This is a genomic window from Marilutibacter maris (genome assembly GCF_006546735.2).
Taxonomy (GTDB): domain Bacteria; phylum Pseudomonadota; class Gammaproteobacteria; order Xanthomonadales; family Xanthomonadaceae; genus Marilutibacter; species Marilutibacter maris.
Genome location: NZ_VICD02000108.1, coordinates 1 through 26,087, shown reverse-complemented (window position 1 = coordinate 26,087; position 26,087 = coordinate 1). Strand labels below are relative to the sequence as shown.

Below are 26,087 nucleotides of genomic sequence, written 5' to 3'. Positions count from 1 at the left end.
AATAGCACGACCGTTCTAAAATTCAACGACCGTTCGTCGGCGCCGGGCAGGCTCAGCCCGGCCAGATCACGCCGGACGGGGGCGCCGGCCCGTCATCGCCACCGCCACCGCCGAGACTGCGTTGCATCTGCACAGTATCCAGCCAGCGCCCGTGTTTGCGCCCCAGGCCGCGGAACACTCCGACGGTACGGAAGCCCAGCCGCTCGTGCAGGATCACCGAGGCACGGTTGCCGCCATCGCCGATCACCGCGACCATCTGCCGGAAGCCGATCGCCTCGCAACGCTCGATCAAGGCCTGCAGCAGGGCCCGGCCGACACCGCGCCCCTGCAGGCCCGGAACCACGTAGACGGTGTCCTCGACCGTCCACTGGTAGCCGATGCGGCCGCGATAGGGGCCGGCGTAGGCGTAGCCGGCGAAACGGCCGTCCAGCTCGGCGACCAGGTACGGAAAGCCGTGATCGACCAGGTGGCGCCAGCGGCGCCGCATCTCGGCCGCCTCCGGCACCCGGTACTCGTAGGTGGCGACCCCGTGCAGCACCTCGTCCGCGTACAGTGCGGCGATTGCCGCCATGTCGGCGTCGCCTGCCTCGCGCAGTCGCGCGGCCGGCCTCATCGCTCAGTCGCGATAACGCTTGAGCAGGTCGTCGTAGGCGTCGATGCGGCGGTCGCGCAGGAACGGCCAGATCCGCCGCACGTGCTCGCTGCGCTGCAGGTCGACCTCGGCCATCAGCAGGGTCGGATCGCCACCGGCCTCGGCCAGGAACTCGCCCTGCGGGCCGAGCACGTGGCTGTTGCCCCAGAAGTCGATGCCCGAAGCGTCCAGCGGCGACGCCTCGTGTCCGACCCGGTTGCAGCTGAGCACCGGCAGGCCGTTGGCGACCGCGTGCCCGCGGTGGCTGAGGACCCAGGCGTCGCGCTGGCGGTTCTTCTCGTCCTGGGCGTCGTCCGGGTCCCAGCCGATCGCGGTCGGATACAGCAGCAGTTCGGCGCCGGCCAGCGCCATCAGCCGCGCGCCCTCGGGATACCACTGGTCCCAGCACACCAGCACGCCGAGCCGGCCCACCGAGGTGTCGATCGGCTCGAAGCCGATATCGCCGGGCGTGAAGTAGAACTTCTCGTAGAAGCCCGGATCGTCGGGGATGTGCATCTTGCGGTACTTGCCGGCGGTCGAGCCGTCGGCATCGAACACCACCGCGGTGTTGTGGTAGAGCCCGGTCGCGCGCTTCTCGAACAGCGAGCTGACCAGGACCACGCCGTGCCGCTTCGCCAGCCGGCCGAGTCGCTCGGTCGAGGGGCCGGGGATGGTCTCGGCCAGGTCGAACTCGTCGACCGACTCGTGCTGGCAGAAGTAGGCGCCATTGTGCAGTTCCTGCAACAGCACCAGCTTGGCGCCCTGGCGGGCGGCCTCGGCGACGCGCGCCTCGATGACGGCGAGGTTGTCCTCGGCGCCGCCGTGGTTCTTTTCCTGGATCAGGGCAACGGGCAGGGTTCTGGTCTTCATGCCGGCATTGTATGCGTATGGAGTGCAGGCCCCGTGCCAGGGGGCCGTTGGCGTCGAGGGCGCGGATGGGGATGGGATGCGCGCTGCGCAGCCGGGCGCTGGGCGCGTTCGGGCGTCAGCCCAGAAGCCCCGCCGGCAGTTGCATGGTGATGCAGTGCAGGCTGCCGTTCTGCCAGATCAGCGAGCGGCACGGCACCGGCACGATCTCGCGGTCGGGAAAGGCCTGCGCCAGCACCGCAGCGGCAGCCTGATCGGCGGGGTCGTCGTAGGCCGGCATCAGCACCGCGCCGTTGACGATCAGGAAGTTCGCGTAGCTGGCCGCCAGGCGCCGGCCGTCGTCGACGATCGGGCGTGCCCACGGCAGCGGGAACAGGCGATAGGGACGGCCGTCGCGGGTACGCAGGGCCACCAGTTCCGCGCCCATCGCGGTCAGCTCGGCATGGTGGCTGTCGTCGCTGTCGTCGCAGGCCTGGTAGACGATCGAGTCGACGCTGGCGAAGCGGGCGAGGGTGTCGACGTGGGCGTCGGTGTCGTCGCCTTCCAGATAGCCGTGATCGAGCCACAGCACCCGTTCCTGGCGCAGCCAGTCGGCCAGGCGGGTGCCCAGCTGATTGCGGTCGAGATCCGGATGGCGTTCGTGCAGGCACCGCCAGGTGGTCAGCAGCGTGCCTTGTCCATCGGTGTCGATGGCCCCGCCTTCCAATGCAAAATCAATGACCTGCCGGTCACTGTTCGCAAACAACCTGATCTCGTCGAGGGCGCCGACCAGGGCATCGTCGCGGCTGGCCTCGAACTTGCCGCCCCAGCCGGTGAAGCGGAAATCCAGCAACCGGAAGCGCGGCGATCCGGCACCGTGCGTCGCGCCAGGATCGCCGTCCCTGTACGTCAGGCTTATCGGCCCGGAGTCGCGCAGCCAGGTATCGTCGTAGCCGACCTCGACGAAGCGCACGCGCTCCATGTCGACGCGGTTGGAGCGCAGCCGCATCTCGGCATAGGTCTCCACGTCGGCGTCGGCGACGCAGATCACCGCCGGCTGGAAGCGGGTGATCGCCGCGACCAGCGCGATATAGGTTTCCTCGACCTCCCCGAGACGTTCGGCCCAGTCGGTATCGGCGTGCGGCCACGCGATCAGGATGGCGGACTGGGATTCCCATTCCGCCGGGAAGCGCAACTCGGGTCGGGTCATCTATGGCTCGGGCGATGCGGTCAGTTGATCGGGGACTTCGGGCCGATCTCGTTGGCGTTGGCCTGGTTGGCCACCGCGTCGATGACCCGGCTCTTCTCGAAGTAGACGGTAAAGGCGGGGTAGACCCAGCGGTTGATGGTCGGCCACTGGCGCTTCTGGCCGCCGCGCGGCTCCATGCGCTGCGAGGGAGCGCCGTAGCGGGCCTCGACCTGGGCCATGGTCATGCCGCGGGCCGGCAGGTTGGCGCTGGCGGACTCGCGCACGCGCTCGATCAGCAGGGTCTCGGCGCTGGCGGCGGTGGAGACGACCGACAACGCGAGCAGGGCGGAGACGACAATCGACTTGGAGCGGAACGGCTTCATCACGCGGCACCTCGCATTGGATTACGGCGATTGTATGCACTGCCGGCGCAATCCCGCAGGCGCTGGCCGTCACCGTCGTCACGGAATGGCAACTTCGGCGCCGTCGGCATGCGCCGGACCGGGTCGCGGTTCGAACTCCGGATACGGAAAGACCGCCTCTCGGCGGCCTTTCTGCGAACCTGGCGGGTACCACTCCGGCACGGATGCGCCTGGGCGGTGCCGGGTTTCTTCAGCGCTGACGCGCCTTGAAACGCGGGTTCGACTTGCAGATCACGAAGACCTTGCCACGACGGCGGACGACCTTGCAGTCGCGGTGACGGGCCTTCGCCGACTTCAGGGAGGACAGGACCTTCATGACAGACCTCGGCAGTAAAAAGAAACGGGAAGATGAATCAAGCCGGCGAGTATAGCGGCCATTCCACTGTCGGATCAAGTCGTTAGCGGATTCGCTGAACACCAGGGCCCATTCCGGGCTGCCGCCGTTCATAATGCCGGCCATGCATAACGAAGCCCAGTTCCCCGCGGCCACCGTGCCGGTACTCACCATCGACGGCCCCTCCGGTTCAGGCAAGGGCACCATCAGCCGGATGGTCGCCGCCCGCCTGGGCTGGCGCTATCTGGACTCCGGCGCACTGTATCGCGCGGTCGGGGTCGCGGCCGGCTGGGCCGACCTCGATCTCGACGATCACGGCGCCCTGGTCCGCTGCACCTTCGATACCGAGGTGGGATTCCGCGACGACGGGCAGGGCGAACCGCGGGTGCTGGTCAACGGCACCGACGCCACCGACGAACTGCGCACCGAAACCGCCGGCGCCGCCGCCTCGGCGATCGCCGCCATCCCCGAGGTGCGGGCCGCGCTGAAGGACCGCCAGCGGCGGTTCCGGCAGCCGCCGGGCCTGGTCGCCGACGGCCGCGACATGGGCACGGTGATCTTTCCCGATGCCCCGTTCAAGGTATTCCTGACCGCCAGCGCCGAGGAACGCGCGCAAAGGCGCTATAAACAGTTGAATGACAAAGGGGTTTCGGTTACATTGGACGGTCTCCTGCGGGAGATCCTCGCCCGCGACGCGCGCGATGCCCAGCGTGCGGTGGCACCGTTGAGGCCGGCCGATGACGCCGTCCACATCGACACCACCGGCATGGACATCGACGCCGTCGTCGAGCAGGTGCTGGCCCTGGTGAAGCCTTAACCGGCGCGAACCGCGTCGACGAACCGCTCCGGAAACGGAGTCGGCAGAGGCGGCACCGGGCCGCCGTTGGCCCGGCACGGGGCCTTCCGCAGGGGAAAAGCCCCGCCACGGCTGTCGTGGCGGATTCATCCATTACACGTGGCGCAGCCGCATCGTGCCATATCTCAACGGGTGGGCCGGAAGCGTTCGATTTGCCTTCGCGAGATCGATATCTCGAGTCGGCAGGCCTCCGGCCTGTGTGTCCAACCGAGTAATCAACAATGACCGAATCATTTGCAGAACTGTTCGAGCAGAGCCAGCAGAACCTGGCGAAGCTGAAGCCCGGCGCGATCGTGACCGGCACCGTCGTGGAAGTCCGCGGCGACGTGGTGGTGATCAACGCGGGCCTGAAGTCCGAAGGTATCGTGCCGATCGAGCAGTTCCGTAACGACGCCGGCGAGATCGACGTTGCCGAAGGCGACGAGGTCAAGGTCGCCCTCGACTCGATCGAGAACGGCTTTGGCGAGACCGTGCTGTCGCGCGAGAAGGCCAAGCGCGCGATGGTGTGGGACGAGCTCGAGCAGGCGCTGGAGAACAACGAGACCATCACCGGCCGCATCAGCGGCAAGGTCAAGGGCGGCTTCACCGTCGACATCAAGGACGTGCGCGGCTTCCTGCCGGGCTCGCTGGTCGACGTCCGCCCGGTCCGCGACTCCGCCTACCTGGAAGGCAAGGAGCTTGAGTTCAAGCTCATCAAGCTCGACCGCAAGCGCAACAACATCGTCGTCTCCCGCCGTGCGGTGGTCGAGAGCGAGTACAGCGCCGAGCGTGAGCAGCTGATGGAGAAGCTGGTCGAGGGCGCCGTGCTGAAGGGTGTGGTCAAGAACCTCACCGACTACGGCGCGTTCGTCGACCTCGGCGGCATCGATGGCCTGCTGCACATCACCGACATGGCGTGGAAGCGCGTGCGTCACCCGTCCGAGGTGGTGGAAGTCGGCCAGGAGCTGGAAGTGCGCGTGCTCAAGTACGACCGCGAGCGCAACCGCGTCAGCCTCGGCCTCAAGCAGCTGGGCGAGGATCCGTGGGACAACATCTCGCGCCGCTACCCGGCCAACACCCGCGTGTTCGGCAAGGTCTCCAACGTCACCGATTACGGTGCGTTCGTCGAGATCGAGCCGGGCGTCGAGGGCCTGGTGCACGTGTCCGAGATGGACTGGACCAACAAGAACGTCAACCCGTCGAAGATCGTCCAGGTCGGCGACGAGGTCGAGGTCATGGTCCTGGACGTCGACGAGGAGCGTCGCCGCATCTCGCTGGGCATGAAGCAGGTCAGCTCGAACCCGTGGGAGACCTTCGCGGTCATCCACAAGAAGGGCGACAAGGTCGAGGGCCAGGTCAAGTCGATCACCGACTTCGGCATCTTCATCGGCCTGGACGGCGGCATCGACGGCCTGGTCCACCTGTCCGACATCAGCTGGAACACCACCGGCGAGGACGTGGTCCGCAACTTCAAGAAGGGCGACACCCTCGAGGCGGTCGTGCTGGCGGTCGATCCGGAGCGCGAGCGCATCAGCCTGGGCCTGAAGCAGCTTGAGCAGGACCCGCTGGGCCAGTTCGTGGCGTCCAACGCCAAGGGCTCGCTGATCACCGGTACGGTCAAGGAAGTCGACGCCAAGGGCGCCGTCATCGAGCTGGCCGACGGTGTGGAGGGCTACATCGCCGCCCGCGACATCGCCGCCGAGCGCGTCGAGGACGCCGGCAAGTACCTGAAGGTCGGCGACAACGTCGAAGCCCGCTTCATCGGCATGGACCGCAAGGGCCGTGTGATGCAGCTGTCGATCAAGGCGAAGGACGAGGCGGAGATGCAGGAGGCCGTGGCCGACTACAACCGCGCCAACGCCGACGCCGCCAGCGGCACCACCAAGCTGGGCGCGCTGCTGCGCGAGCAGCTGGGCAGCAAGTCCGAGTAATCGGCAATCGCGGTACCCGAGGCGGCCCGGTCATTGGCCGGGCCGCCTTTCTTATGTAAGGTGTTGCCCAAGCAGGGTTTTTCCTGCGATGGCAACCGATGGTAGCTTCACCCCCGTCGTCCAATGTCAGCGGTCCGCATTGCCCATGACCAAGTCCGAACTGATCGAGATCCTGTCGCAGCGTCAGGCCCATCTGAAGGGCGATGACGTGGACCTGGCGGTCAAGGCCCTGCTCGAAATGATGAGCGGCGCGCTGGCCGGCGGCGACCGCATCGAGATCCGGGGATTCGGCAGCTTCTCGCTGCATTACCGGCCGCCGCGGATGGGGCGCAATCCTAAGACCGGCGAGTCGGTCGCGCTGCCGGGCAAGCATGTACCGCATTTCAAGCCCGGCAAGGAGCTGCGCGAACGCGTCAGCGAAGTGATGCCGCTGGGCGATGCCGCCACCGGGTGAGCCGCGCGGCACGCGCCGCACGACCCGTCCCGCACCTGTGTGTTCCGTCTGCGCTGCGACCTTCGCGGCCCGGGCAGTGCTGTCCGCTGCATGCCGCTCGCGCATGCGGCCGGAACTTCTTGAGCCATGCCGTCCTCGGCTAAGCTAGTCCCGAACCCGTCGATCGACCGAGGCTGAGATGCGCCTGATCCGTCTACTCATAGCGATAGCCTGTCTCGCCGCGGGAGGCGTCCTGGGCGCATTGAACCGCGCCCCGGTGTCGATCGACCTGGCCTTCAGCCAGGTCACGCCACCGCTGGGCATGGCGCTGATCCTGACCCTGCTGCTGGGCGTATTGCTGGGCGGGGTGGCGATCACCCTGAGCGTGGTGCTGCCGTTGCGCGCGCGCCTTTCCCGCATGCAGAAGCAGCCGCCGGCGACCCGCCCCATCGAACCCGCGGACGGAGCCTCCTGATCGATGGAATTCATCAGCGAGTGGTTCTGGTTCTTCCTGCTGCTGCCGGTCGCCGCGATCAGCGGCTGGGTGATCGGACGGCGCGGCGGCGAACGCCATAGCGATACCCAGGTCAGCCGCCTGTCGACCACGTATTTCCGCGGCCTGAACTACCTGCTCAACGAACAGCCGGACAAGGCGATCGAGCTGTTTCTGCATATCGCCGAGCTCGACAAGGAAACCTTCGAGACCCAGGTCGCGCTCGGCCACCTGTTCCGCCGCCGCGGCGAGGTCGACCGCGCGATCCGCCTGCACCAGGCGCTGGTCCAGCGCCCGGGCCTGAGCGACACCCAGAAGGTGCAGGCGCTGCTGGCGCTGGGCGAGGACTACATGCGCTCGGGCCTGCTCGACCGCGCCGAGACCGTGTTCAGCGACCTGGTCGCGCTCGACATGCGGGCGCCGCTGGCCTTGCGCCACCTGATCGGCATCTATCAGTCCGAGCGCGACTGGGACAAGGCGATCGAGAACGCACAGCGCTACGAGGCTGCGACCGGCGAGGCGATGGGCAAGCTGATCGCCCAGTTCGAGTGCGAACTGGCCGACAAGCATCGCGCCGGCGGCGATGTCGATGCCGCCCGCGCCGCGGTCGCCCGTGCCTACGAGGCCGATGCCAATTCCGTCCGCGCCGGCATGATCGAGGGGCGGATCGAGATCGAGGCCGGTCGCGACGCGGCCGCGATCCGCGCCTTCGAACGGGTCGCCCGCAGCGATCCCGACTACCTGCCCGAGGTGCTGCCGGCGCTGTTGTCCAGCTACGACCGCAGCGGCGAGACCACCGGCGCGCGCGCGTTCCTCGCGGAGATGTGCGAACACTACCGCGGCATCGCGCCGGTGCTGGCGCTGACCCGCATGGTCGAGGCCCAGGAGGGCGTCGCCGCGGCGCGCGCCTATCTGGCCCAGCAACTCAAGGACCGGCCCTCGGTGCGCGGCGAAGCGGCGCTGATCGACCTGACCCTGGCCGAGGGCGCCGACCCGATGGCGACCCTGCACGACCTCAAGCACATCACCGACCAGTTGCTGGTGCGCAATCCGAGTTACCGCTGCACCCGCTGCGGTTTCGGCGCCCGAAGCCACCACTGGCAGTGCCCCAGCTGCAAGGAGTGGGGCTCGGTCAAGCCGCTGCTGAACTACGCCGTCGTATGAGCCTGACGGCCGTCGGCGGCGCGCTGCTGTTTCTGTCGATCGGGTTCGCGGGCACCTGGCTCGCGCGTCGCTATGCGTTGGCGCGCCGCCTGCTGGACGAGCCCGGCGAGCGCCGCAGCCACAACGTGGCGACACCGCGGGGCGGCGGCATCGCCATCGTGGTCGCGGTCCTGGTCGCGGTCGCGATCGGATGGAGCGCCCTGGGCGGTGGCCTCGCACTGGCCGCCTTCGCGACCGGGTTCGCCCTGGTCGCGGCGATCGGCTGGGTCGACGACCACCGACCGCTGTCGCCGGCCTTGCGGCTGCTGGTGCACGTCCTGGCCAGCGCGCTGTTCGCGGCGGCCGTCCATGCCGGCTCGGGCGCCCCGGCGACGGTGGCGATCGCCTTCCTCGCGCCGTTGGTGCTGACCAACGTCTGGAACTTCATGGACGGGATCGACGGCCTGGCCGCCAGCCAGGCGCTGATCGTCGGCGGCCTGCTCGCGCTCGGGCTTGGCGGGCCGTGGCCGCTGGTCGCACTGGCGCTGGCGGCCGCCTGTGCCGGCTTCCTGCCATTCAACCTGCCGACCGCCAGGATCTTCATGGGCGATGTCGGCAGCGGTGCGATCGGTTACGCGATCGGCGCGCTGTGCGCGATCGCGACGGGGCAGGGGGGCACCGCCGCGGCCTGGCTGCTGCTGCCGCTGGCCCCGTTCCTGGTCGATGCCGGTCTGACCCTGGCGCGAAGGGTGCTGCGGCGGGAGCGCTGGTGGACGGCGCACACCCAACATGCCTACCAGGCCTGCGCCCGCCGCCATGGCCACAGGGCGGTCACGCTCGGCTATGCGCTGGCGACGCTGGCCGGTGCGGCGGTCGCCCTGATCATGAAGGAACACGTAACGACCTTCATCGCGTCTTCCCTGTTCACGTGGTATATGTCCGCGGCCATTTTGTGGGGGTGGCTGCAATACAGCCGAGGGGCGGGCACCGATGCCGCTGCTCCATCCTGGAAGGAGAACGAGTAGTCCAATGAGCAGCTGGCAGGATCGCTTGAGAGCCACCGTGCCCCGCGTGGCCGTCGTCGCCCACGACCTGGCCATGGTCTGGCTGGTGTGGCAGGGCCTGCACCGGCTGCGCTTCGGAATCCTGCCCAATCCCCCGGAAATGCCGCTGTGGTCGACCGAGATCGCGCTGGTGCTGGCGGCCCAGGGACTGGTGCTGTGGCAGGTCGGCCTGTACCGCGGGCTGTGGCGGTTCGCCAGCGTCCCGGACCTGTGGAACATCTTCAAGGCCTGCACCCTGGGCCTGCTGACGATCGCGCTGGGGCTGTTCCTCTACAACCGGCTCGACCTGGTCTCGCGCACCGTGCTGGTGCTTTACCCGCTCGCGCTGATGGCGCTGCTGGGGGCACCGCGACTGCTCTATCGCGCCTGGAAGGACAGCGCCACCGAGCGCGCCAACGCCGCCTCGGTACGGATCCTGATCCTGGGTGCCGGTCACGCCGGCGAGGCACTGGTCCGCGACCTGCGCCGTTTCGGCACCTATCAGCCGGTGGGCTTCCTCGACGACGCGGCGCGCATGCGCGGCACCAAGGTGCAGGGCGTGCCGGTGCTGGGCAAGGTCGGCGACGTCGCCGAGATCGCGCGCGAGACCGCGGCCAAACTGCTGGTGATCGCGATGCCGTCGGCCGACGCCACCGCGTTGCAGCGGGTGCTGGTCGCCTGCGAGCGCACCGGCCTGCCGTTCCGGATGGTGCCGCGGCTGGCCGACGTGCTCGAAGGGCGCTCGCTGCCCGGCGAACTCAAGGAAGTCGCGATCGAGGACCTGCTCGGACGCAAGCCGGTGCTGCCGGACTGGAAGGCGATCCGCCACTGGCTGGGCGCCCGTTCGGTGCTGGTGACCGGCGCCGGCGGCTCGATCGGCTCGGAGCTGTGCCGCCAGTGCGCCCGCCATGGCGCGCGCCGGATCGCCCTGGTCGAGATCGACGAACTGGCGCTGACCACCACCGAGGTGGCGTTGCGCCGCGACTTCCCGGATCTGGAATACATCCCGGTGCTCGGCGACTGCGGCGACCCGGCGGTGATGGCCTACGCGCTGCGCCTGTGCGAGCCCGAGGCCGCCTTCCATGCCGCCGCCTACAAGCAGGTGCCGCTGCTGGAAGGACAGCTGCGCGAGGCGGTGCGCAACAACGTGCTGGCGACCGCCACGGTGGCGGGGGCCTGCCGCGACGCCGGCGTCGGCACCTTCGTGCTGATCTCCACCGACAAGGCGGTGGATCCGGTCAACGTGCTCGGCGCGACCAAGCGCCTGGCCGAGATGGTGTGCCAGTCGCTGGCCAACGAGCGGACCACGCGCTTCGTCACCGTGCGCTTCGGCAATGTGCTCGATTCCGCCGGCAGCGTGGTGCCGCTGTTCCGCGAGCAGATCCGCAACGGCGGACCGGTGACCGTGACCGACCCCGAGGTCACCCGTTATTTCATGACCATCCCCGAGGCCTGCCAGCTGATCCTGCAGGCATCGGCGATCGGTACCCACGAGGCGATCTACACCCTCGACATGGGCGAGCCGGTGCCGATACGCCTGCTTGCCGACCAGATGATCCGTCTCGCCGGCAAGCAGCCGGGGCGCGACATCGCGGTGGTGTACACCGGCCTGCGCCCGGGCGAGAAGCTCCACGAGACGCTGTTCCACGCCGACGAGCGCTATCGGCCGACCGCGCATCCGAAGATCCTGCAGGCCGAACCGCGCACCGTGGTCAGCAACGAGATCAGCGTCGCGATCAGGGCCATGCGTTCGGCATCGGAAACATACGATTGCGAAACCCTTGCTACCCTGTTGCGGACGACGGTGCCCGAGTTCCTGCCCGAAGACGCGCCTGCCATCGGAGCGAACGACTCGACCACGGTCGTTGCATTTCCCGCTCGTAGCGCCAGGAAGATTTGATGTCCCAACAGTCCAGACAGTTTCCCCGCATTCGCAAAGCCGTTTTTCCGGTCGCCGGCCTCGGCACCCGGTTCCTTCCCGCCACCAAGACCGTTCCCAAGGAGATGTTGCCGGTCATCGACCGACCGCTGATCCAGTACGCCGTCGATGAGGCGATCGAGGCCGGTTGCGACACCCTGGTGTTCATCACCAACCGCTACAAGCACGCGGTGGCCGATTACTTCGACAAGGCCTACGAACTCGAACAGAAACTGGAGCGGGCCGGCAAGCACGAGCAACTGGAGCTGGTCCGGCACGTCCTGCCCAAGGGCGTACGCGCGGTGTTCGTGACCCAGCCCGAGGCCAAGGGCCTGGGCCATGCGGTGCTGTGCGCCAGGCCGGTGATCGGCGACGAGCCGTTCGCGGTGCTGCTGCCGGACGACCTGATCTGGAACCGCGGTCCCGGCGCGCTGTCGCAGATGGCCGACGTCGCCCAGCAGGGCGGTTCCAGCGTGATCGCGGTGCAGGACGTGCCGCGCGAGAAGACCGCCAGCTACGGCATCGTCGCGACCGACGACTTCGACGAGCGCCAGGGCCGGATCCGCGCGATGGTCGAGAAGCCCAAACCCGAGGTCGCGCCCAGCACCCTGGCCGTGGTCGGCCGCTACGTGCTCAACCCGCGGATCTTCGAACTGCTCGAAGCGACCCCGCCGGGCGCCGGAGGCGAGATCCAGCTCACCGACGCGATTTCCTCGCTGCTGGCCGAGGAGACCGTCAACGCCTACCGTTTCCGCGGCACCCGGTTCGACTGCGGCACCCACCTGGGGCTGATCGAGGCGACCATCCGCTACGCGCTCGACCACGAGAAGCTCAGCGAGGCCGCCGCGGGAATGATGCAGAGCGCGCTCGACGAACTGGGCGTGCGCGAGAACGAATAGCCCCGGCGCGGATCTCGGCATCGACGCCTGCGCCCGGCACCGCCGGAAGCCCGAACGATGCGCCAGAACGATGCTTCGACCTACTACCACGAAGGCCTGACCGGCGACGGCGCCGGCTGGCCGGCGTTGGAGACGCGAACCGCTGCCCGCGTCTGCGTGATCGGCGCCGGCTTTGCCGGTCTCAACACCGCGCTCGGACTGGCCGAGCGCGGCATCGACGACGTGGTGCTGCTGGAGGCCCGGCAGGTCGGCTTCGGCGCCTCCGGCCGCAACGGCGGCTTCGTGTTCGGCGGCTACTCCCGTGGCGAGGCCGAACTGCTGCGCGACCTCGGCCGCCGGCGCGCCCGCGAGCTCTATGCCGGCACCGTGGCCGCGGTCGGCCTGATCCGGGAGCGCATCCGGACCCACGCGATCGACTGCGATGCCGTCGACGGCGGCGTGATCTGGGCCAACTGGTTCCGCGACCGGGACGTGTTGCGGGCGCGTCAGCGCCTGCTCGCCGACGCCTACGGCATCCACTGGCAATGGCTGGACCGCGAGCGGATGCGCGAGCGGCTGCGCACCGAGCGCTACGGCGAAGGCCTGTTCGAGCCCGACGCCTTCCACTTCCATCCCTTGAAGTACGCCCGCGGGCTGGCACGGGTCGCGTCGCGGCGGGGCGTACGCCTGCACGAGCGCAGCCCGGCCATCGCGCTCACCCGCAGCGGTGCCGGATGGCGGATTGCGACGGAGCGGGGCGAGGTGGAGGCGGAAACGGTGGTGCTGGCCTGCGGCGGCTACCTGGCCGGACTGCTCGGACGCGTCGACGCCGGCGTCCTGCCGATCGCGACCTACGTGATGACGACCGAACCCCTGGGCGACCGCCTGCATGAGGCGGTCCGCACCCGCGCCGCGGTCTACGACACCCGCTTCGCGTTCGACTATTACCGGGCGCTGCCCGATACCCGACTGTTGTGGGGCGGACGCATCTCGATACGCGAGCGTCCGCCGTCCGCGGTCGAGCGGTTGCTGTATCGCGACCTGATGAGGGTGTTTCCGCAGCTGGAAGGCGTGCGTATCGAGCATGCCTGGTCGGGGCTGATGAGCTACGCCCGCCACCAGATGCCGCAAATCGGCCGCATCGACGACGGGTTATGGTTGGCGCAGGCCTTCGGCGGCCACGGCGTCGCCCCGACCACCCATGCCGGCGAGGTGCTGGCCGCGGCGATCGCCGAGGGCGACGAACGCTGGACCGGCTTTGCCGACTACGGGCTGGTATCGGCAATGAAGCCGGCCGGTTTCGCCGCCGCGCAACTGGGCTACTGGTGGGCCGAGGCCCGCGACGCATGGAAGGACTGGATGGAGAAGAGGGCAGGCGGATGAGCGAAACCGATCAGGCATGGCCGACGATCGCCTGGAGCGATTTCGAAAAGCTCGCGCTGTGCGCGGGCACGGTGTTACGGGTCGAGGAATTTCCCGAGGCCCGCAAGCCGGCCTGGAAGCTGTGGGTCGACTTCGGCCCGCATGGTGTGCGCAAGACCAGCGCGCAGATCCGCGATCTCTACCGCCCCGAGGACCTGGTCGGACGGCAGATCGTCGGCGTGCTCAACTTCCCGCCCAGGCAGGTCGGCAAGTTCATGTCCGAGTTCCTGCTGACCGGCTTCCCGACCGACGACGGAGTGGTGATCACCACCGTCGAACGCGAAGTTCCGGACGGTACGCGACTGGCTTGAGGCGGGACTGGCCTGATGCGGGGCTGGCCTGAGCCGGTGCGGCAGGAAACTAAAACGGCGCCCGAAGGCGCCGTTTTCCGCGAGCCGCAGGAGCGATGGCCTTACAGCGCCTCGAAGATGCCGGCCGCGCCCATGCCGGTGCCGATGCACATCGTCACCATGCCGTACTTCTGCTGACGACGGCGCAGGCCGTGCAGGATCGTCGCGGTGCGGATCGCGCCGGTCGCGCCCAGCGGATGGCCGAGGGCGATCGCGCCGCCAAGCGGGTTGACCTTGGCCGGGTCCAGCCCGGAATCGCGGATCACCGCCAGCGCCTGCGCGGCGAAGGCCTCGTTGAGTTCGATCCAGTCCAACTGGTCCTTGCTCAGCCCGGCCTGGGCCAGGGCCTTGGGAATCGCGGCGATCGGACCGATGCCCATCACTTCCGGGCGCACACCGGCGACCGAGAAGCTGACGAAGCGCGCCAGCGGGGTCAGGCCGTAGTCCTTGACCGCCTGTTCGGAGGCCAGCAGGACCGCACCCGCGCCGTCGCTCATCTGCGAGCTGTTGCCGGCGGTCACGGTGCCGCCGAACTGGCCGTTGCGGAACACCGGGCGCAGCTTGCCCAGGCCTTCGATCGAGGTGTCCGGACGCGGGCCCTCGTCGGTGTCGACGAGCTTCTTCTTCAGCTGCACCGCGTTGCCGGCCAGGTCGGGCAGGTGCGAGAGCACCTCGTAGGGGCTGATCTCGTCCTTGAACTCGCCCGCGGCGATCGCCGCCAGCGCCTTCTGGTGCGAGGCGAGGGCGAAGGCGTCCTGGTCGTCGCGGGAGACCTTCCATTCCTCGGCGACCTTCTCGGCGGTGATGCCCATGCCGTAGGCGATCGCGATGTTCTCGTCGCGGGCGAACACCTCGGGACTCAGCGCCACTTTGTTGCCCATCATCGGCACCATCGACATCGACTCGGTACCGCCGGCCAGCATCAGCTCGGCGTTGCCCAGGCGGATCTCGTTGGCCGCGAGCGCGACCGCCTGCAGGCCGGAGGAGCAGAAGCGGTTGACGGTCTGTGCGGCGACGGTGTTGGGCAGGCCGGCCAGCAGCGCGCCGATGCGGGCCACGTTCATGCCTTGCTCGCCTTCGGGCATCGCGCAGCCGATGACCGCGTCGTCGATGCGATTGACGTCGATGCCCGGCGCCTGCGCGACCACGCTGCGCAGCACGTGCGCGAGCATCTCGTCGGGACGGGTGTTGCGGAACACGCCACGCGGGGCCTTGCCGACCGGGGTGCGGGTGGCGGCGACGATGTAGGCGTCTTGGACTTGCTTGTTCATTTCCTGATCCCTTGTTATGACGCCTTCCCCCGATTGCGGGGGAAGGCTGGGATGGGGGGCTGCCCCACCTCAATCCTCCGCCGCAAGCGGTGGAGGAGGCTGGAAAGGCTTAGTTGCGGAGCGGCTTGCCGGTCTTGAGCATGTGGGCGATGCGCTCCTGGGTCTTGGGCATCTGCGCCAGGGCGACGAAGTGCTCGCGTTCCAGGCGGATCAGCCATTCCTCGTCGACGCGCGAGTCGCGGTCGATCTCGCCGCCGCAGATCACGGTCGCGATGCGGCTGGCGATCTCGTAGTCGTGCGGGGAGATGAAGCGCCCCTCAAGCATGTTGACCAGCAGCATCTTGAAGGTGGCGATGCCGACGTCGCCGGCGACGCGGATGCTGCGCGCCGGCAGCGGCGGACGGTAGCCGCCCTCGGCCAGCGCCAGCGCACGGGCCTTGGCCACGTGCAGCAGCTCGAAGGCGTTGAACACGATGCTGTCGTCCTCGCGGGCCAGCTTCAGCTGCCTGGCCTCCATCGCCGAGGTCGCGACCTTGCCCATAGCGACGCTCTCAAACGCGGTCTTCAGCTCGGCGAACACGTCGCCGCTGGCCCCGGCCTTGTCGGAAGCGCGCACCGCCAGCTCCTTCAGGCCGCCGCCGGCCGGCAGCAGGCCGACGCCCGCCTCGACCAGACCGACGTAGCTCTCCAGCGCGAACACGGTGTGGGCGGCATGCATCTGGAACTCGCAGCCGCCGCCCAGGGCGAGACCGCGCACCGCCGCGACCACCGGCACCAGCGCGTACTTGATCCGCTGGCTGGTGGCCTGGAAGTTGGCGACCATCGCCTCGAAGCCCTTGACGTCGCCGGCCTGCAGCAGGCCCAGCGCGCCGGCGAGGTCGGCACCGGCGGAGAACGGCTCCTTCGGCTGCCAGATCACCAGGCCGCGGAAGTCGCGCTCGGCGATGCCGATCGCTTCCTGGATGCCGTTGAGCACGTGATCGTTGACCGTGTGCATCTTGGTCTTGAAGCTGAGCACGGCAATGTCGTCACCCTCGTCCGCCCACATCCGGACACCGTCGTTCTCGTACACGGTGCGGCCCTTCGGGAAGGACTCGCCGAGCAATGCGTCGGGGAAGCGCTGGCGCGCGTAGACCGGGTTGGCCGAGCGCGGCACCTTGGCGTTGCGCGCCGGGCTGTAGCTGCCCTCGGCGGCATGCACGCCGTCGCGGCCGTCGAACACCCAGTCGGGCAGGGCGGCGTTGCTCATCGCGTCGCCGGAGACGATGTCCTCGGCGATCCACTCGGCGACCTGCTTCCAGCCCGCGGCCTGCCAGGACTCGAACGGTCCCAGCGACCAGCCGTAGCCCCAGCGCATCGCGAAGTCGACATCGCGGGCGGTATCGGCGATGTCGGCCAGGTGGTAGGCGCTGTAGTGGAAGGTGTCGCGGAAGCAGGCCCACAGGAACCTGGCCTGCGGGTGCGCGCTGGCGCGCAGGGCGGCGAACTTCTTCGCCGGATCGCGCTCCTTCAGCAGCGCGGCGACCTCGGTGTCGAGCTCGCCGGCGGAGGCGCGGTAGTCCTGCTGCTGGAGGTCGAGCACCAGGATGTCCTTGCCGCGCTTGGTGTAGACGCCGGCGCGGGTCTTCTGGCCCAGCGCGCCCTTCTCGATCAGCGCGGCCAGCCACTTGGGCGCCTTGAAGTACTTGTGCCACGGGTCGTCGGGCAGGGTGTCGGCCATGGTCTTGATGACGTGGGCCATGGTGTCCAGACCGACCACGTCGGCGGTGCGGTAGGTCGCCGACTTCGGGCGCCCGATCAGCGGACCGGTCAGCGCGTCGACGGTGTCGAAGCCCAGGCCGAACTGCTCGGTGTGGTGCATCGCCGCCAGCATCGAGAACACGCCGATGCGGTTGCCGATGAAGTTCGGGGTGTCCTTGGCGAACACCACGCCCTTGCCGAGGGTGGTGGTCAGGAAGGTCTCCAGCCCCTCCATCACCGCCGCGTCGGTGCCGCGGGCCGGGATCAGCTCGGCCAGGTGCATGTAGCGCGGCGGGTTGAAGAAGTGCACGCCGCAGAAGCGGTGGCGCAGTTGCTCGGGCAACACGTCGGCCAGCGCGTTGATGCCCAGGCCGGAGGTGTTGCTGGCCAGCACTGCGTGATCGGCGACGAACGGCGCGATCTTGCGGTACAGATCCTGCTTCCAGTCCATGCGCTCGGCGATGGCCTCGATCACCAGGTCGCAGCCCTTGAGCAACTCGAGGCCCGTCTCATAGTTGGCCGGGGTGATCCGCGCCGCCAGCGCCTTGTCGGCCAGCGGGGCGGGGCTGAGCTTGGCCAGGCCGGCGATCGCCTTGATCACGATCCCGTTCGGGTCGCCGTCCTTCGCCGGCAGATCGTAGAGCACGGTATCGACACCGGCATTGGTCAGGTGCGCAGCGATCTGCGCGCCCATGACACCGGCGCCGAGCACTGCGGCGCGGCGCACAAGAAGTTTATTAGACATACCCTTCAAGTCCTTGTTTGGAAAATAAAATGTGATCGAGGATCGGGCCCGGTCAGCTTTTGAAGCCGGCCGCGGCGAATCGGATCAGTTCACGTGCCGCACGCTCACGGTGCGCCGCTTCGGTGACACCGGCGGGACGCTTGATCATCCCGAAGTCGGCCATCGCATAGGTCAGCGCACCGGCCAGGAAGTCCAGCCGCCAGTACAGCTCCTCCTTGCTCAACCCCGGTACCGCCGCGGCGATGGCCTTGGCGAACTCGCGCAGGACATGTCCGTAGTGATCGGACAGGAACCGGCGCAGGCTGTCGTTCTTCTCGGCATAGGCGCGGGCGACCATGCGCACGAAGGCGGCACCGCCGTGCTTGTCCTGGGCGATCGCCAGGGCCGGCTCGACGAAGGCCGCCAGAATCGGCTCCAGTTCACCGGGTGACTGTTCGATCGCGGCATTCAGCGCCGCCAACCGGCGTGCGCTCATGTCGTCCATGCGGCGACGGAACACCTCGTTGACCAGGTTCTCCTTGCTGCCGAAGTGATAGTTGACCGCCGCGATGTTGACGGCGGCCCGGCTGGTGACCTGACGCAGCGAGGTGCCGGTGAAGCCGAACTGGGCGAAGAGCTCCTCGGCGGCGCCGAGGATGCGGTCCTTGGTGGAAAAGTGGGCGGTGGCCGCCATCGGATTGCTGCCGTGGTAGTGGGGGACAGGGTGGATCTGAATCAAACGCTTGTTTGATGCTAGGGCCGGGCAGGGACGACGTCAACGTGGTCCGGACGGCAATCGCCCGCCGGCGGTGACAACGCGGTGGAGGATTCGCTAGAATTACCGCAGCCATATCGGCTAAACCCGTGCCCCGGCACGGGTTTTTCTGTTACCTTTGGGCTCTCGCCAAGGAATTGCGCGAGGCCGGCCCGCCAATCCGGAGACACCTTCCATGGCGCTGGAGCGCACCCTTTCCATCATCAAGCCCGATGCCGTCGCCAAGAACGTCATCGGCGAGATCTACACCCGCTTCGAGAAGGCCGACCTCAAGGTCGTCGCTTCCAAGATGAAGCACCTCTCGCGCGCCGAGGCCGAAGGCTTTTACGCGGTCCACCGCGAGCGTCCGTTCTTCAATGCCCTGGTCGAGTTCATGATCTCCGGCCCGGTGATGATCCAGGTCCTGGAAGGCGAGGGCGCGGTGCTGAAGAACCGCGAGCTGATGGGTGCGACCAATCCCAAGGAAGCCGCGCCGGGCACCATCCGCGCCGACTTCGCCGACAGCATCGACGCCAATGCGGTGCACGGTTCCGACAGCCTGGAGAATGCCGCGATCGAGATCGCCTACTTCTTCCCGGCGACCGACGTCCACGCCCGCTGATTCCAATCACTGCCACCGTCCCGATGAGCACGCAACACGACAATCCGGCCGAAACCAACGGCACCGAAGTGCCGGTGGCCTCGCCGGGCGCGGCCGCCGGGACGGAGGGCAGGGCACCGACGCAGCCGCGCACGGCTTCGTCGGTGGCCGCCGGCGGCGCCGATGGGCGCCGCAACATCTTCGATCTCGACCGCAGCTCGCTGGAAGACTTCTTCGAGCAGGAGCTGGGCGAGAAGCGCTTTCGCGCGCACCAGGTGATGAAGTGGATCCATCACCGCCACGTCACCGATTTCGACGGCATGACCGACCTGGGCAAGGCGCTGCGCGCCAAGCTTGAGGAACGCGCGGTCGTGCATGCGCCCGAGGTGATCTTCGACAAGCCTTCCGCCGATGGCACCCACAAGTGGCTGCTCGGCATGGACGCGAAGAACGCGATCGAGACCGTCTACATCCCCGACAAGGGGCGCGGGACCCTGTGCGTGTCCTCGCAGGTCGGCTGCGCGCTGAACTGCCAGTTCTGCTCGACCGCGACCCAGGGCTTCAACCGCAACCTGTCGACCGCCGAGATCATCGGCCAGGTCTGGGTCGCCGCCCGCCACCTGGGCAACGTGCCGCACCAGCAGCGCCGCCTGACCAACGTGGTGATGATGGGCATGGGCGAGCCGCTGGCCAACTTCGACAACGTGGTGCGGGCGATGAGCATCATGCGCGACGACCTCGGCTACGGCCTGGCCAACAAGCGCGTGACCCTGTCGACCGCCGGCATGGTGCCGATGATCGACCGCCTCGGCGAGGTCAGCGACGTATCGCTGGCGGTATCGCTGCACGCGGCCAACGACGAGCTGCGTACCCGCCTGGTGCCGCTCAACAAGAAATATCCGATCGCCGAGCTGATGGACGCCTGCGTGCGCTATGCGCTGCGCAAGCGCGGCACCTCGGTGACCTTCGAGTACACCCTGATGAAGGGGGTCAACGACCAGCCCGAGCATGCGCGCGAACTGGTCCGTTTGATGCGCGCCTTCGACCGCGCGGTGCAGATGAAGGACGCGGCCAAGATCAACCTGATCCCGTTCAATCCGTTCCCCGGGACCCGCTTCGAGCGCCCCGACGACCTCGCGATCCGCAGCTTCCAGAAGCTGCTCAACAATGCCGGGATGATCGCCCCGGTGCGGCGCACCCGCGGCGACGACATCGACGCCGCCTGCGGCCAGCTCAAGGGCCAGGTCACCGATCGCACCCGCCGCCAGGCGGCGTTCCGCGAACAGTTGAACCGTCGGCAGCCGGACGAGCGCTCCGACCGGCCCGACGCGAACACGGAGGCCGGCGATGCCGCGGCGTGATGCCCGCAGCCCTCGCGTCTCCCGGTGGCCGTCGGCCGCTGCCCATCCATTGTGGTTCTGCCTGCTGCTGGTGCTGCTGGCCTCCGGCTGCAGCCGGCTGAGCTTCGTCCGCCCCGACCTCGACAAGCGCGAATACACCCGGGTGGCGCCGGAGTACGACATCAGCGACGACAATCGCGGCCGCAACTCCGGGACGCGGGCGGCGGTCACGGTCCATGCGGGGCAGCGTGCGCTGCTGGCCAACGACCTCGACAGTGCCGCCGAGGCGGCCCGGACCGCGCTCAAGCTGGACGACTCCTCCAGCGCCGCCCATACCCTGATGGGGGCGGTCTACGAACGCCAGGGGCAGTCGGCCCGGGCCGGCGAGCATTATCGCCGGGCCGCCGAACTCAGCCCCCGCGGCGCCCAGCTCAACAACTACGGCGCCTGGCTTTGCCGGACCGGACAGGCCTCCGAATCGCTGGAATGGTTCGAGCGGGCGCTGGGCGACCGCGGCTATGCCACGCCGGACTTCGCGCTCGCCAACGCCGGCTCGTGTGCCGACAAGGCCGGGCTCGACGAGAAGGCGGGGCGCTACCTGGCGGCCGCGCTCAGACTGGCGCCCGAAAATCCGGTCGCGCTGGCGGCCATGGCCGAGCGCGAATTCCGCGCCGGCGACGCGTTCAAGGCGCGTGCCTTTTCCGAACGCAGGCTGGCGGCGGCACCGGCGGACGCCCGCGCGTTGATGCTTGCGTCACAAATTGAGCGACAACTCGGCGACAAGGACGCAGCCGATCGTTATGTTCAGCGGCTGAGGGCGGAGTTCCCGGACGCGTCGGGCTCTGACACGGGGGAAAGCGGTAGACGATGATCCAGCCAGACCCAATCGAATCGGGTTCAGTACATAGTTGTGGTTCGCGTTTGCGGCAGGCCCGCGAAGCCGGCGGCCTGACCCGGGAGCAGGTGTCCTCCCGCCTCAGGATGCCGTTGCGGGTGATCGAAGCGCTGGAGAACGACGACTGGGACGTCCTCGGTGCGCCGATCTTCGTACGCGGGCAACTGCGCAGTTACGCCCGCCTGCTCAAACTCGACCTGGATGTCGATGGCTGCCTGGACGAGGCCCATGTCCCCCGCGTGGCGCCGCCGGAACTGGTCAGCCACAGCCACACCCCGCGCTACCGCCGGGTGCTGGAACAGACGACCCGCAATGCCGTCTACATCGTGATGACCGCGGCGATCGCCCTGCCGGTCTGGTGGGCCACGCGCGACCACCTGTCTCCGACTTCCGGGACGCCCGACGTGCAGTCGCTGGATGTCCCCGAGGGCCTGGCACCGGTGCGCCAGGACGCGCCGGCCTCGACCACGGCCCGGCGCCCGGCGCGCACTCCGGTGGTCGCCTCGATGACCCCGCGCAGCATCGACACGCGTGCCGACGACCCACGCTCCGACCACCGCGACGACGACGCGGCGGTGTCGCTGCTGTTCAACGACGAAAGCTGGTTCGAGGTGTTCGGTTCCGACGGCCGGACGCTCGAGAAGGGTCTGGTCGCCGCCGGCGAGCGTCGCAGCTACCCGGCCGGCCGGGTGGCCCGCATGACCGTGGGCAACGTGTCGGCCATCGAGCTGCGCCACGACGGCGAGATCGTCGACCTGACAGCGTTCAGCAAGTCCAACGTGGCTCGCTTTACGCTATCCTCTGACGGCTCCGTGGTTCCGCCAGCCGAATAATCGGTTGCGGCGGCACCGTCGAACTCCATACTCGGCTTCCGGGCCGGTCCATGCATGTCGCCTCCGGCCCGCGTCCGGCGGGTCGTGCCGGGCGTCCGGCTCCGAAGCCCCGGCCCGACTATCTGATCAATGGCAATCGACGACCTTCTCGACGAACACGAACAAAGCGAGCGCGTCCTGCAGTGGCTGCGCAACAACGGCGCTGGACTGATCGGCGGCATCGCCCTGGGTTTCGCCGCGATCGGCGGATGGAAATGGTGGGAACACAGCCAGCAGCAGCAGAAGCTGGAAGAGGCCGACCGCTACAGCACCGCGATCGAGGCGATCGAGTCCGACGACCCCAAGGCGGCCGAACTGACCGGGAACCTGCAGCCCGGCATGCTGGCGCTGCTCGCCGGCCTGGAGCTGGCGCAGAAGCAGGTCGCCGCCGGCGACAACGAGGCCGCGATCGCGACCCTCGAGGGCGTTTCGGCCGAGGACCCGGCCCTGGTCGAGATCGTCAACCAGCGTCTGGCCCGGCTGCAGATCGAAGCCGGCCAGGCGGAAGCGGCGCTGGCGTTGATGGCGCAATCCGACTCGGCGATCGCGCTGGAGATCCGCGGCGACGCCCAGTTCGCGCTCGGCAAGCCCGACGAGGCCCGCGCCTCCTATGAGCAGGCGCTGACCAAGATGGATGTCGGTTCACCGATGCGCAAGATGCTCGAGCTCAAACTCACCGAAGTCGGCGGCACGCCCGTCGAAGCCGAAGCCGAGGCCAAGTCCTGATGAATTCCGCTCTGATCACTCCCGTCCGGGCCTGCGCTCGCCCGCTGTCGGCGCGCCCGGTCGTTCGCGTCGCCGCGGTCCTGGTCTGCGTGTCCGCGCTGGCCGGCTGCTCCACGGTCAAGGGCTGGTTCGGCGGCGGCAAGGGCAAGGACAAGCCGAACGAACCCGCCGACCTGGTCGAGTTCACCCCCAGCCAGTCGGTCGCCGAGTTGTGGACGGCCCGGGTCGGCAAGGGCGAAGGCCTGATCGGCGCCCAGCAAGGCCCGGTCGTCGCCGATGGCCGCATCTATGCGGCGGCGGTGGAGGGCGGCGTGCGGGCGCTGGATCTGCAGAGCGGCCGTACCCTGTGGACCTACGAATCCGAGCTGGCGCTCAGCGGCGGCCCCGGAGTCGGCGACGGTCTGGTGGTGGCCGGCGGCCTCGACGGCCAGATCGTCGCCCTCGACGCCGAAACCGGTGCCGAGCGCTGGCAGGCGCAGGTGTCCAATGAGGTGATCGCCGCGCCCGCGGTCGGCATGGGCATGGTCCTGGTCCGTTCCAACGACAATCGCGTCACCGCCTTCGACGCCGCCACCGGCGAGCGCCGCTGGTTCTGGAACCACGACGTGCCGGCACTGTCGGTGCGCGGCAACGACGCGCCGCTGCTGGGCCCGGGCCTGGTCTTCGTCGGCAACGACGACGGCACCCTGTCGGCGCTGTCGGCGACCGACGGCCGCCCGTTGTGGGAACAGCCGATCGGGCAGCAGGAAGGGCGCACCGAGCTGGATCGCATGGCCGACGTCGACGGCACCCCGGTGCTCGACGGCCAGGTCATCTTCGCGACCAGCTTCAAGGGCAGCACCGTGGCGATCGACGGTCCCAGCGGCCGCCCGATGTGGGCCTCGGACAACGGCGGCCCCGGCCGCATCGGCGTCGCCGCCGACCGCATCGTGATCACCGCCGCCAGCGGCAGCGTCTACGGACTGGACAAGCGCAACGGCGCCGCGATGTGGCAGCAGCCGGGCCTGGCCCGTCGTGCGGTCACCGCACCGGCGGTGCAGGGCGACTTCGCCGTGGTCGGCGATTACGACGGCTACCTGCACTGGCTGAAGCTGGACAACGGCGAGTTCGCCGCCCGCGTCCGCGCCGGGCGCAACGCGCTGCGTGCCGCGCCGATCGTCGCCGACGGCATCCTGCTGGTTCAGGATGTCGAGGGCCGGCTCTCGGCCTACCGGCTGCAGTAAGGTCAACCCGGCGGCCGCCCGAGCGCGCCGCCGCGACATTCCGGAAACGGCCGGCCACACGCCGGCCGTTTCCTTTTCCTGTCCGCACCGTCATCATGCGACCCAGTAGCGTCGCCGGCGCCGGTCCACCGGTCGCTCCGCGCGCCCATCCCGTTCCCGTCCCTCCAGTCCGGTTCCCGCCATGCTCCCGCTCGTCGCCCTCGTTGGCCGACCCAACGTCGGAAAGTCCACGCTGTTCAATGTGCTGACGCGTACCCGCGACGCGCTGGTGCATGACGAGCCGGGGGTGACCCGCGACCGCCACTACGGGGTCTGCCGGCCGGAAGGACGGCCGCATTTCGCGGTCGTGGACACCGGCGGCATCGCCGGCGAGGACGAGGGCCTGGTCGGCGCGACCACCCGCCAGGCCCGAGCCGCCGCCGAGGAGGCCGACCTGGTGCTGTTCGTCGTCGACGGCCGCGAAGGCGCGTCCGCACTGGACGACGAGATCCTGGCCTGGCTGCGCAAGGCCGCGCGGCCGACCCTGCTGGTGGTCAACAAGACCGACGGCCTCGATTCCCAGGCCGCCCTCAACGAGTTCGCCCGCTACGGCTTTGCCGACGCGATCGACATTTCCTCCGCGCACCGCCGCGGCATCGACGATCTGATCGACGAAGTGCTGGAGCGGCTGCCCGAGCAGGGGGCGCGGGTCGATCTCGATAACGATCCCGAGCGCGTCCGGCTGGCCTTCATCGGGCGCCCCAACGTCGGCAAGTCGACCCTGGTCAATCGCTTGCTGGGCGAGGAGCGGATGATCGCCTCCGACGTGCCCGGCACCACCCGCGACTCGGTCGCGATCGACATGGAGCGCGACGGTCGCCGCTACCGCCTGATCGACACCGCCGGCGTGCGCCGCAAGGCGCGGGTCGAGGAGGCGGTCGAGAAGTTCTCGATCATCAAGACCCTGCAGGCGATCGAGGACTGCCAGGTCGCGGTGGTGATGCTCGACGCGTCCGAGGGCGTCACCGACCAGGACGCGACCGTGCTGGCGCTGGCGCTGGACGCCGGCCGTGCCCTGGTGGTCGCGGTCAACAAGTGGGACGGACTCAGCGACTACCAGCGCGAACAGGCCGAGGCGATGCTGTCGCGCAAACTGGGCTTTGTCGGCTGGGCCGAGGCGGTAAGGATCAGCGCCAAGCACGGCTCCGGTCTGCGCGAACTGTTCCGCGCGGTGCACCGCGCGCACGCTTCGGCGACCCGCGAGTTCGGCACCAGCGAAGTCAACAAGGCCCTGGAGATCGCCTACGCCTCGAACCCGCCGCCCAGCGTGCGCGGTCACGTCGCCAAGCTGCGCTTCGCCCACCCCTCCGGCACCAACCCGCCCAGCTTCGTCGTCCACGGCACCCGCCTGCGCACGCTGGGCGATTCCTACAAGCGCTATCTGGAGAACTTCTTCCGCAAGCGCTTCAAGCTGATCGGCACCCCGGTGCGCTTCGTGTTCAAGGAAGGCAGCAACCCGTTCGAGGGGCGCAAGAACGAGCTCAGCGAGCGCCAGGTCGCGCGCAAGCGGCGACTGATGCGCCACGTCAAACGCGGCAAGTGAGCGGCGACTCCCGGGTCGCGGCGGCAGGAGCGGCGTAGGCCGCGATGGGGCCTTCATTGGAGCGTTTGATCGCGGCCCGCGACACTGCGGCAAGGTTGCGCACGGGAGCGTTGCACCGATGCTGAGAGCATCCGACATCACCCTGGGCATTCTCGCTGGCGGCCGCGCCTCGCGGCTGGGCGGGATCGACAAGGCCTGGCTGGAGCGGGGCGGGCAAGCGCAGGTGCTGCGCTGGTGGCAGCGCTTCGGCGGCGAGGTCGGGCAGGTACTGGTCAGCGCGAACCGGACCCCGCAGCGTTACCGCGAGGCCGGATTGGTCTCGGTGCCGGACCGTGTCGGCGACGGAATCGGTCCGCTGGCCGGCCTGGATGCCCTTGCCGATGCCTGCGCCACGCCATGGCTGCTGACGATTCCGGTCGATCTGGTCGGGGTCAACGAATGCCTGTTGCAGACCCTGGCCGCGATGCGCGATGCCGACGGGGCGTTCGCGG

Annotated in this window: 26 protein-coding genes; 18 read left to right on the top strand and 8 right to left on the bottom strand. The window is 68.8% G+C overall.

Going from position 1 to position 26,087, the window contains the following annotated elements; genetic code table 11:
* Nucleotides 1-52: 52 nt before the first annotated feature.
* From FKV24_RS07365 to ykgO, 5 genes are all read right to left on the bottom strand, one after another.
* Entirely contained in the window at nt 53-613 is a 561-nt protein-coding gene (locus tag FKV24_RS07365) for a GNAT family N-acetyltransferase (RefSeq protein WP_141481917.1), read from the bottom strand.
* A 3-nt stretch (nt 614-616) separates the two neighbouring features.
* Nucleotides 617-1,501 carry a carbon-nitrogen hydrolase gene (locus FKV24_RS07360; RefSeq protein ID WP_141481916.1) on the bottom strand — a complete coding sequence of 295 codons (885 nt, stop codon included), beginning with the start codon at nt 1,499-1,501 and terminating at the stop codon, nt 617-619.
* Nucleotides 1,502-1,616: 115 nt separating this feature from the next.
* The gene (locus FKV24_RS07355) at nt 1,617-2,687 is read right to left on the bottom strand and encodes an agmatine deiminase family protein (RefSeq protein ID WP_141481915.1); all 1,071 of its coding nucleotides are present in this window, start codon (nt 2,685-2,687) and stop codon (nt 1,617-1,619) included.
* A 20-nt stretch (nt 2,688-2,707) separates the two neighbouring features.
* Nucleotides 2,708-3,049, bottom strand: a complete 342-nt coding sequence (locus FKV24_RS07350; RefSeq protein WP_111266448.1) for a hypothetical protein — start codon at nt 3,047-3,049, stop codon at nt 2,708-2,710.
* Between the two features lie 229 nt (nt 3,050-3,278).
* Nucleotides 3,279-3,404 carry a type B 50S ribosomal protein L36 gene (gene ykgO / locus FKV24_RS07345; RefSeq protein WP_010342887.1) on the bottom strand — a complete coding sequence of 42 codons (126 nt, stop codon included), beginning with the start codon at nt 3,402-3,404 and terminating at the stop codon, nt 3,279-3,281.
* Nucleotides 3,405-3,546: 142 nt separating this feature from the next.
* Here ykgO and cmk point away from each other — a divergent pair, with 142 nt between their 5' ends.
* From cmk to FKV24_RS07295, 10 genes are all read left to right on the top strand, one after another.
* Nucleotides 3,547-4,239 carry a (d)CMP kinase gene (gene cmk, locus FKV24_RS07340; protein WP_141481914.1) on the top strand — a complete coding sequence of 231 codons (693 nt, stop codon included), beginning with the start codon at nt 3,547-3,549 and terminating at the stop codon, nt 4,237-4,239.
* Between the two features lie 260 nt (nt 4,240-4,499).
* Nucleotides 4,500-6,188: a 30S ribosomal protein S1 gene (rpsA, locus tag FKV24_RS07335; RefSeq protein WP_111266447.1), complete on the top strand. Its 1,689-nt coding sequence runs from the start codon at nt 4,500-4,502 to the stop codon at nt 6,186-6,188.
* A 145-nt stretch (nt 6,189-6,333) separates the two neighbouring features.
* Nucleotides 6,334-6,642 carry an integration host factor subunit beta gene (locus FKV24_RS07330; RefSeq protein WP_111266446.1) on the top strand — a complete coding sequence of 103 codons (309 nt, stop codon included), beginning with the start codon at nt 6,334-6,336 and terminating at the stop codon, nt 6,640-6,642.
* Between the two features lie 241 nt (nt 6,643-6,883).
* Nucleotides 6,884-7,096, top strand: coding sequence for a lipopolysaccharide assembly protein LapA domain-containing protein (locus tag FKV24_RS07325; RefSeq protein ID WP_170288241.1), 213 nt, complete (start codon nt 6,884-6,886; stop codon nt 7,094-7,096).
* Nucleotides 7,097-7,099: 3 nt separating this feature from the next.
* Nucleotides 7,100-8,278 carry a lipopolysaccharide assembly protein LapB gene (lapB, locus tag FKV24_RS07320; RefSeq protein ID WP_111266444.1) on the top strand — a complete coding sequence of 393 codons (1,179 nt, stop codon included), beginning with the start codon at nt 7,100-7,102 and terminating at the stop codon, nt 8,276-8,278.
* Nucleotides 8,275-9,282: an MraY family glycosyltransferase gene (locus tag FKV24_RS07315; RefSeq protein ID WP_141481913.1), complete on the top strand. Its 1,008-nt coding sequence runs from the start codon at nt 8,275-8,277 to the stop codon at nt 9,280-9,282. Before lapB ends, FKV24_RS07315 begins: the two co-directional genes overlap by 4 nt.
* 4 nt (nt 9,283-9,286) lie before the next feature.
* Nucleotides 9,287-11,200 (top strand): polysaccharide biosynthesis protein, encoded by a 1,914-nt coding sequence (locus tag FKV24_RS07310; RefSeq protein ID WP_141481912.1) that lies wholly within the window; start codon nt 9,287-9,289, stop codon nt 11,198-11,200.
* The gene (gene galU, locus FKV24_RS07305; RefSeq protein ID WP_111266441.1) at nt 11,200-12,117 is read left to right on the top strand and encodes a UTP--glucose-1-phosphate uridylyltransferase GalU; all 918 of its coding nucleotides are present in this window, start codon (nt 11,200-11,202) and stop codon (nt 12,115-12,117) included. The genes FKV24_RS07310 and galU overlap by 1 nt, the downstream gene beginning before the upstream one ends.
* A gap of 57 nt (nt 12,118-12,174) precedes the next feature.
* Nucleotides 12,175-13,479: an NAD(P)/FAD-dependent oxidoreductase gene (locus tag FKV24_RS07300; protein ID WP_141481911.1), complete on the top strand. Its 1,305-nt coding sequence runs from the start codon at nt 12,175-12,177 to the stop codon at nt 13,477-13,479.
* Complete coding sequence (locus FKV24_RS07295; RefSeq protein ID WP_111266439.1) at nt 13,476-13,829, top strand: tRNA-binding protein; 354 nt, start codon at nt 13,476-13,478, stop codon at nt 13,827-13,829. Before FKV24_RS07300 ends, FKV24_RS07295 begins: the two co-directional genes overlap by 4 nt.
* 101 nt (nt 13,830-13,930) lie before the next feature.
* On the opposite strand, the gene FKV24_RS07290 is transcribed toward FKV24_RS07295, so the two are convergent.
* The 3 genes from FKV24_RS07290 to FKV24_RS07280 form a co-directional block, all read right to left on the bottom strand.
* Nucleotides 13,931-15,139, bottom strand: coding sequence for an acetyl-CoA C-acyltransferase (locus FKV24_RS07290; RefSeq protein WP_141481910.1), 1,209 nt, complete (start codon nt 15,137-15,139; stop codon nt 13,931-13,933).
* A gap of 109 nt (nt 15,140-15,248) precedes the next feature.
* Nucleotides 15,249-17,624, bottom strand: a complete 2,376-nt coding sequence (locus FKV24_RS07285; protein ID WP_141481909.1) for a 3-hydroxyacyl-CoA dehydrogenase/enoyl-CoA hydratase family protein — start codon at nt 17,622-17,624, stop codon at nt 15,249-15,251.
* 52 nt (nt 17,625-17,676) lie between these two features.
* Nucleotides 17,677-18,297, bottom strand: coding sequence for a TetR/AcrR family transcriptional regulator (locus FKV24_RS07280; protein ID WP_111266436.1), 621 nt, complete (start codon nt 18,295-18,297; stop codon nt 17,677-17,679).
* Nucleotides 18,298-18,553: 256 nt separating this feature from the next.
* Here FKV24_RS07280 and ndk point away from each other — a divergent pair, with 256 nt between their 5' ends.
* The 8 genes from ndk to FKV24_RS07240 all read left to right on the top strand — a co-directional run.
* On the top strand, nt 18,554-18,979 hold the full coding sequence (gene ndk / locus FKV24_RS07275) for a nucleoside-diphosphate kinase (RefSeq protein WP_141481908.1): 426 nt from the start codon (nt 18,554-18,556) through the stop codon (nt 18,977-18,979).
* Between the two features lie 23 nt (nt 18,980-19,002).
* The gene (gene rlmN, locus FKV24_RS07270) at nt 19,003-20,319 is read left to right on the top strand and encodes a dual-specificity RNA methyltransferase RlmN (RefSeq protein WP_141481907.1); all 1,317 of its coding nucleotides are present in this window, start codon (nt 19,003-19,005) and stop codon (nt 20,317-20,319) included.
* Between the two features lie 70 nt (nt 20,320-20,389).
* Nucleotides 20,390-21,169: a type IV pilus biogenesis/stability protein PilW gene (pilW, locus tag FKV24_RS07265; protein ID WP_249040954.1), complete on the top strand. Its 780-nt coding sequence runs from the start codon at nt 20,390-20,392 to the stop codon at nt 21,167-21,169.
* Nucleotides 21,166-22,026, top strand: a complete 861-nt coding sequence (locus FKV24_RS07260; protein ID WP_141481905.1) for a helix-turn-helix domain-containing protein — start codon at nt 21,166-21,168, stop codon at nt 22,024-22,026. Before pilW ends, FKV24_RS07260 begins: the two co-directional genes overlap by 4 nt.
* Before the next feature lie 129 nt (nt 22,027-22,155).
* Complete coding sequence (locus tag FKV24_RS07255) at nt 22,156-22,791, top strand: YfgM family protein (RefSeq protein ID WP_141481904.1); 636 nt, start codon at nt 22,156-22,158, stop codon at nt 22,789-22,791.
* Nucleotides 22,791-24,014, top strand: a complete 1,224-nt coding sequence (bamB, locus tag FKV24_RS07250; protein WP_111266431.1) for an outer membrane protein assembly factor BamB — start codon at nt 22,791-22,793, stop codon at nt 24,012-24,014. Before FKV24_RS07255 ends, bamB begins: the two co-directional genes overlap by 1 nt.
* A gap of 181 nt (nt 24,015-24,195) precedes the next feature.
* Nucleotides 24,196-25,596 (top strand): ribosome biogenesis GTPase Der, encoded by a 1,401-nt coding sequence (gene der, locus FKV24_RS07245; protein WP_141481903.1) that lies wholly within the window; start codon nt 24,196-24,198, stop codon nt 25,594-25,596.
* Nucleotides 25,597-25,714: 118 nt separating this feature from the next.
* The coding region (locus tag FKV24_RS07240) for an NTP transferase domain-containing protein (RefSeq protein WP_152301370.1) at nt 25,715-26,087 on the top strand (373 nt) is incomplete at its 3' end.

Excerpts from the sequence above, each read along its gene's own strand:
- FKV24_RS07365 (WP_141481917.1), bottom strand. The coding sequence starts at position 613 with ATGAGGCCGGCCGCGCGACTGCGCGAGGCAGGCGACGCCGACATGGCG.
- FKV24_RS07360 (WP_141481916.1), bottom strand. The coding sequence starts at position 1,501 with ATGAAGACCAGAACCCTGCCCGTTGCCCTGATCCAGGAAAAGAACCAC.
- FKV24_RS07355 (WP_141481915.1), bottom strand. The coding sequence starts at position 2,687 with ATGACCCGACCCGAGTTGCGCTTCCCGGCGGAATGGGAATCCCAGTCC.
- FKV24_RS07350 (WP_111266448.1), bottom strand. The coding sequence starts at position 3,049 with ATGAAGCCGTTCCGCTCCAAGTCGATTGTCGTCTCCGCCCTGCTCGCG.
- ykgO (WP_010342887.1), bottom strand. The coding sequence starts at position 3,404 with ATGAAGGTCCTGTCCTCCCTGAAGTCGGCGAAGGCCCGTCACCGCGAC.
- cmk (WP_141481914.1), top strand. The coding sequence starts at position 3,547 with ATGCATAACGAAGCCCAGTTCCCCGCGGCCACCGTGCCGGTACTCACC.
- rpsA (WP_111266447.1), top strand. The coding sequence starts at position 4,500 with ATGACCGAATCATTTGCAGAACTGTTCGAGCAGAGCCAGCAGAACCTG.
- FKV24_RS07330 (WP_111266446.1), top strand. The coding sequence starts at position 6,334 with ATGACCAAGTCCGAACTGATCGAGATCCTGTCGCAGCGTCAGGCCCAT.
- lapB (WP_111266444.1), top strand. The coding sequence starts at position 7,100 with ATGGAATTCATCAGCGAGTGGTTCTGGTTCTTCCTGCTGCTGCCGGTC.
- FKV24_RS07315 (WP_141481913.1), top strand. The coding sequence starts at position 8,275 with ATGAGCCTGACGGCCGTCGGCGGCGCGCTGCTGTTTCTGTCGATCGGG.
- FKV24_RS07310 (WP_141481912.1), top strand. The coding sequence starts at position 9,287 with ATGAGCAGCTGGCAGGATCGCTTGAGAGCCACCGTGCCCCGCGTGGCC.
- galU (WP_111266441.1), top strand. The coding sequence starts at position 11,200 with ATGTCCCAACAGTCCAGACAGTTTCCCCGCATTCGCAAAGCCGTTTTT.
- FKV24_RS07300 (WP_141481911.1), top strand. The coding sequence starts at position 12,175 with ATGCGCCAGAACGATGCTTCGACCTACTACCACGAAGGCCTGACCGGC.
- FKV24_RS07295 (WP_111266439.1), top strand. The coding sequence starts at position 13,476 with ATGAGCGAAACCGATCAGGCATGGCCGACGATCGCCTGGAGCGATTTC.
- FKV24_RS07290 (WP_141481910.1), bottom strand. The coding sequence starts at position 15,139 with ATGAACAAGCAAGTCCAAGACGCCTACATCGTCGCCGCCACCCGCACC.
- FKV24_RS07285 (WP_141481909.1), bottom strand. The coding sequence starts at position 17,624 with ATGTCTAATAAACTTCTTGTGCGCCGCGCCGCAGTGCTCGGCGCCGGT.
- FKV24_RS07280 (WP_111266436.1), bottom strand. The coding sequence starts at position 18,297 with ATGGCGGCCACCGCCCACTTTTCCACCAAGGACCGCATCCTCGGCGCC.
- ndk (WP_141481908.1), top strand. The coding sequence starts at position 18,554 with ATGGCGCTGGAGCGCACCCTTTCCATCATCAAGCCCGATGCCGTCGCC.
- rlmN (WP_141481907.1), top strand. The coding sequence starts at position 19,003 with ATGAGCACGCAACACGACAATCCGGCCGAAACCAACGGCACCGAAGTG.
- FKV24_RS07260 (WP_141481905.1), top strand. The coding sequence starts at position 21,166 with ATGATCCAGCCAGACCCAATCGAATCGGGTTCAGTACATAGTTGTGGT.
- FKV24_RS07255 (WP_141481904.1), top strand. The coding sequence starts at position 22,156 with ATGGCAATCGACGACCTTCTCGACGAACACGAACAAAGCGAGCGCGTC.
- bamB (WP_111266431.1), top strand. The coding sequence starts at position 22,791 with ATGAATTCCGCTCTGATCACTCCCGTCCGGGCCTGCGCTCGCCCGCTG.
- der (WP_141481903.1), top strand. The coding sequence starts at position 24,196 with ATGCTCCCGCTCGTCGCCCTCGTTGGCCGACCCAACGTCGGAAAGTCC.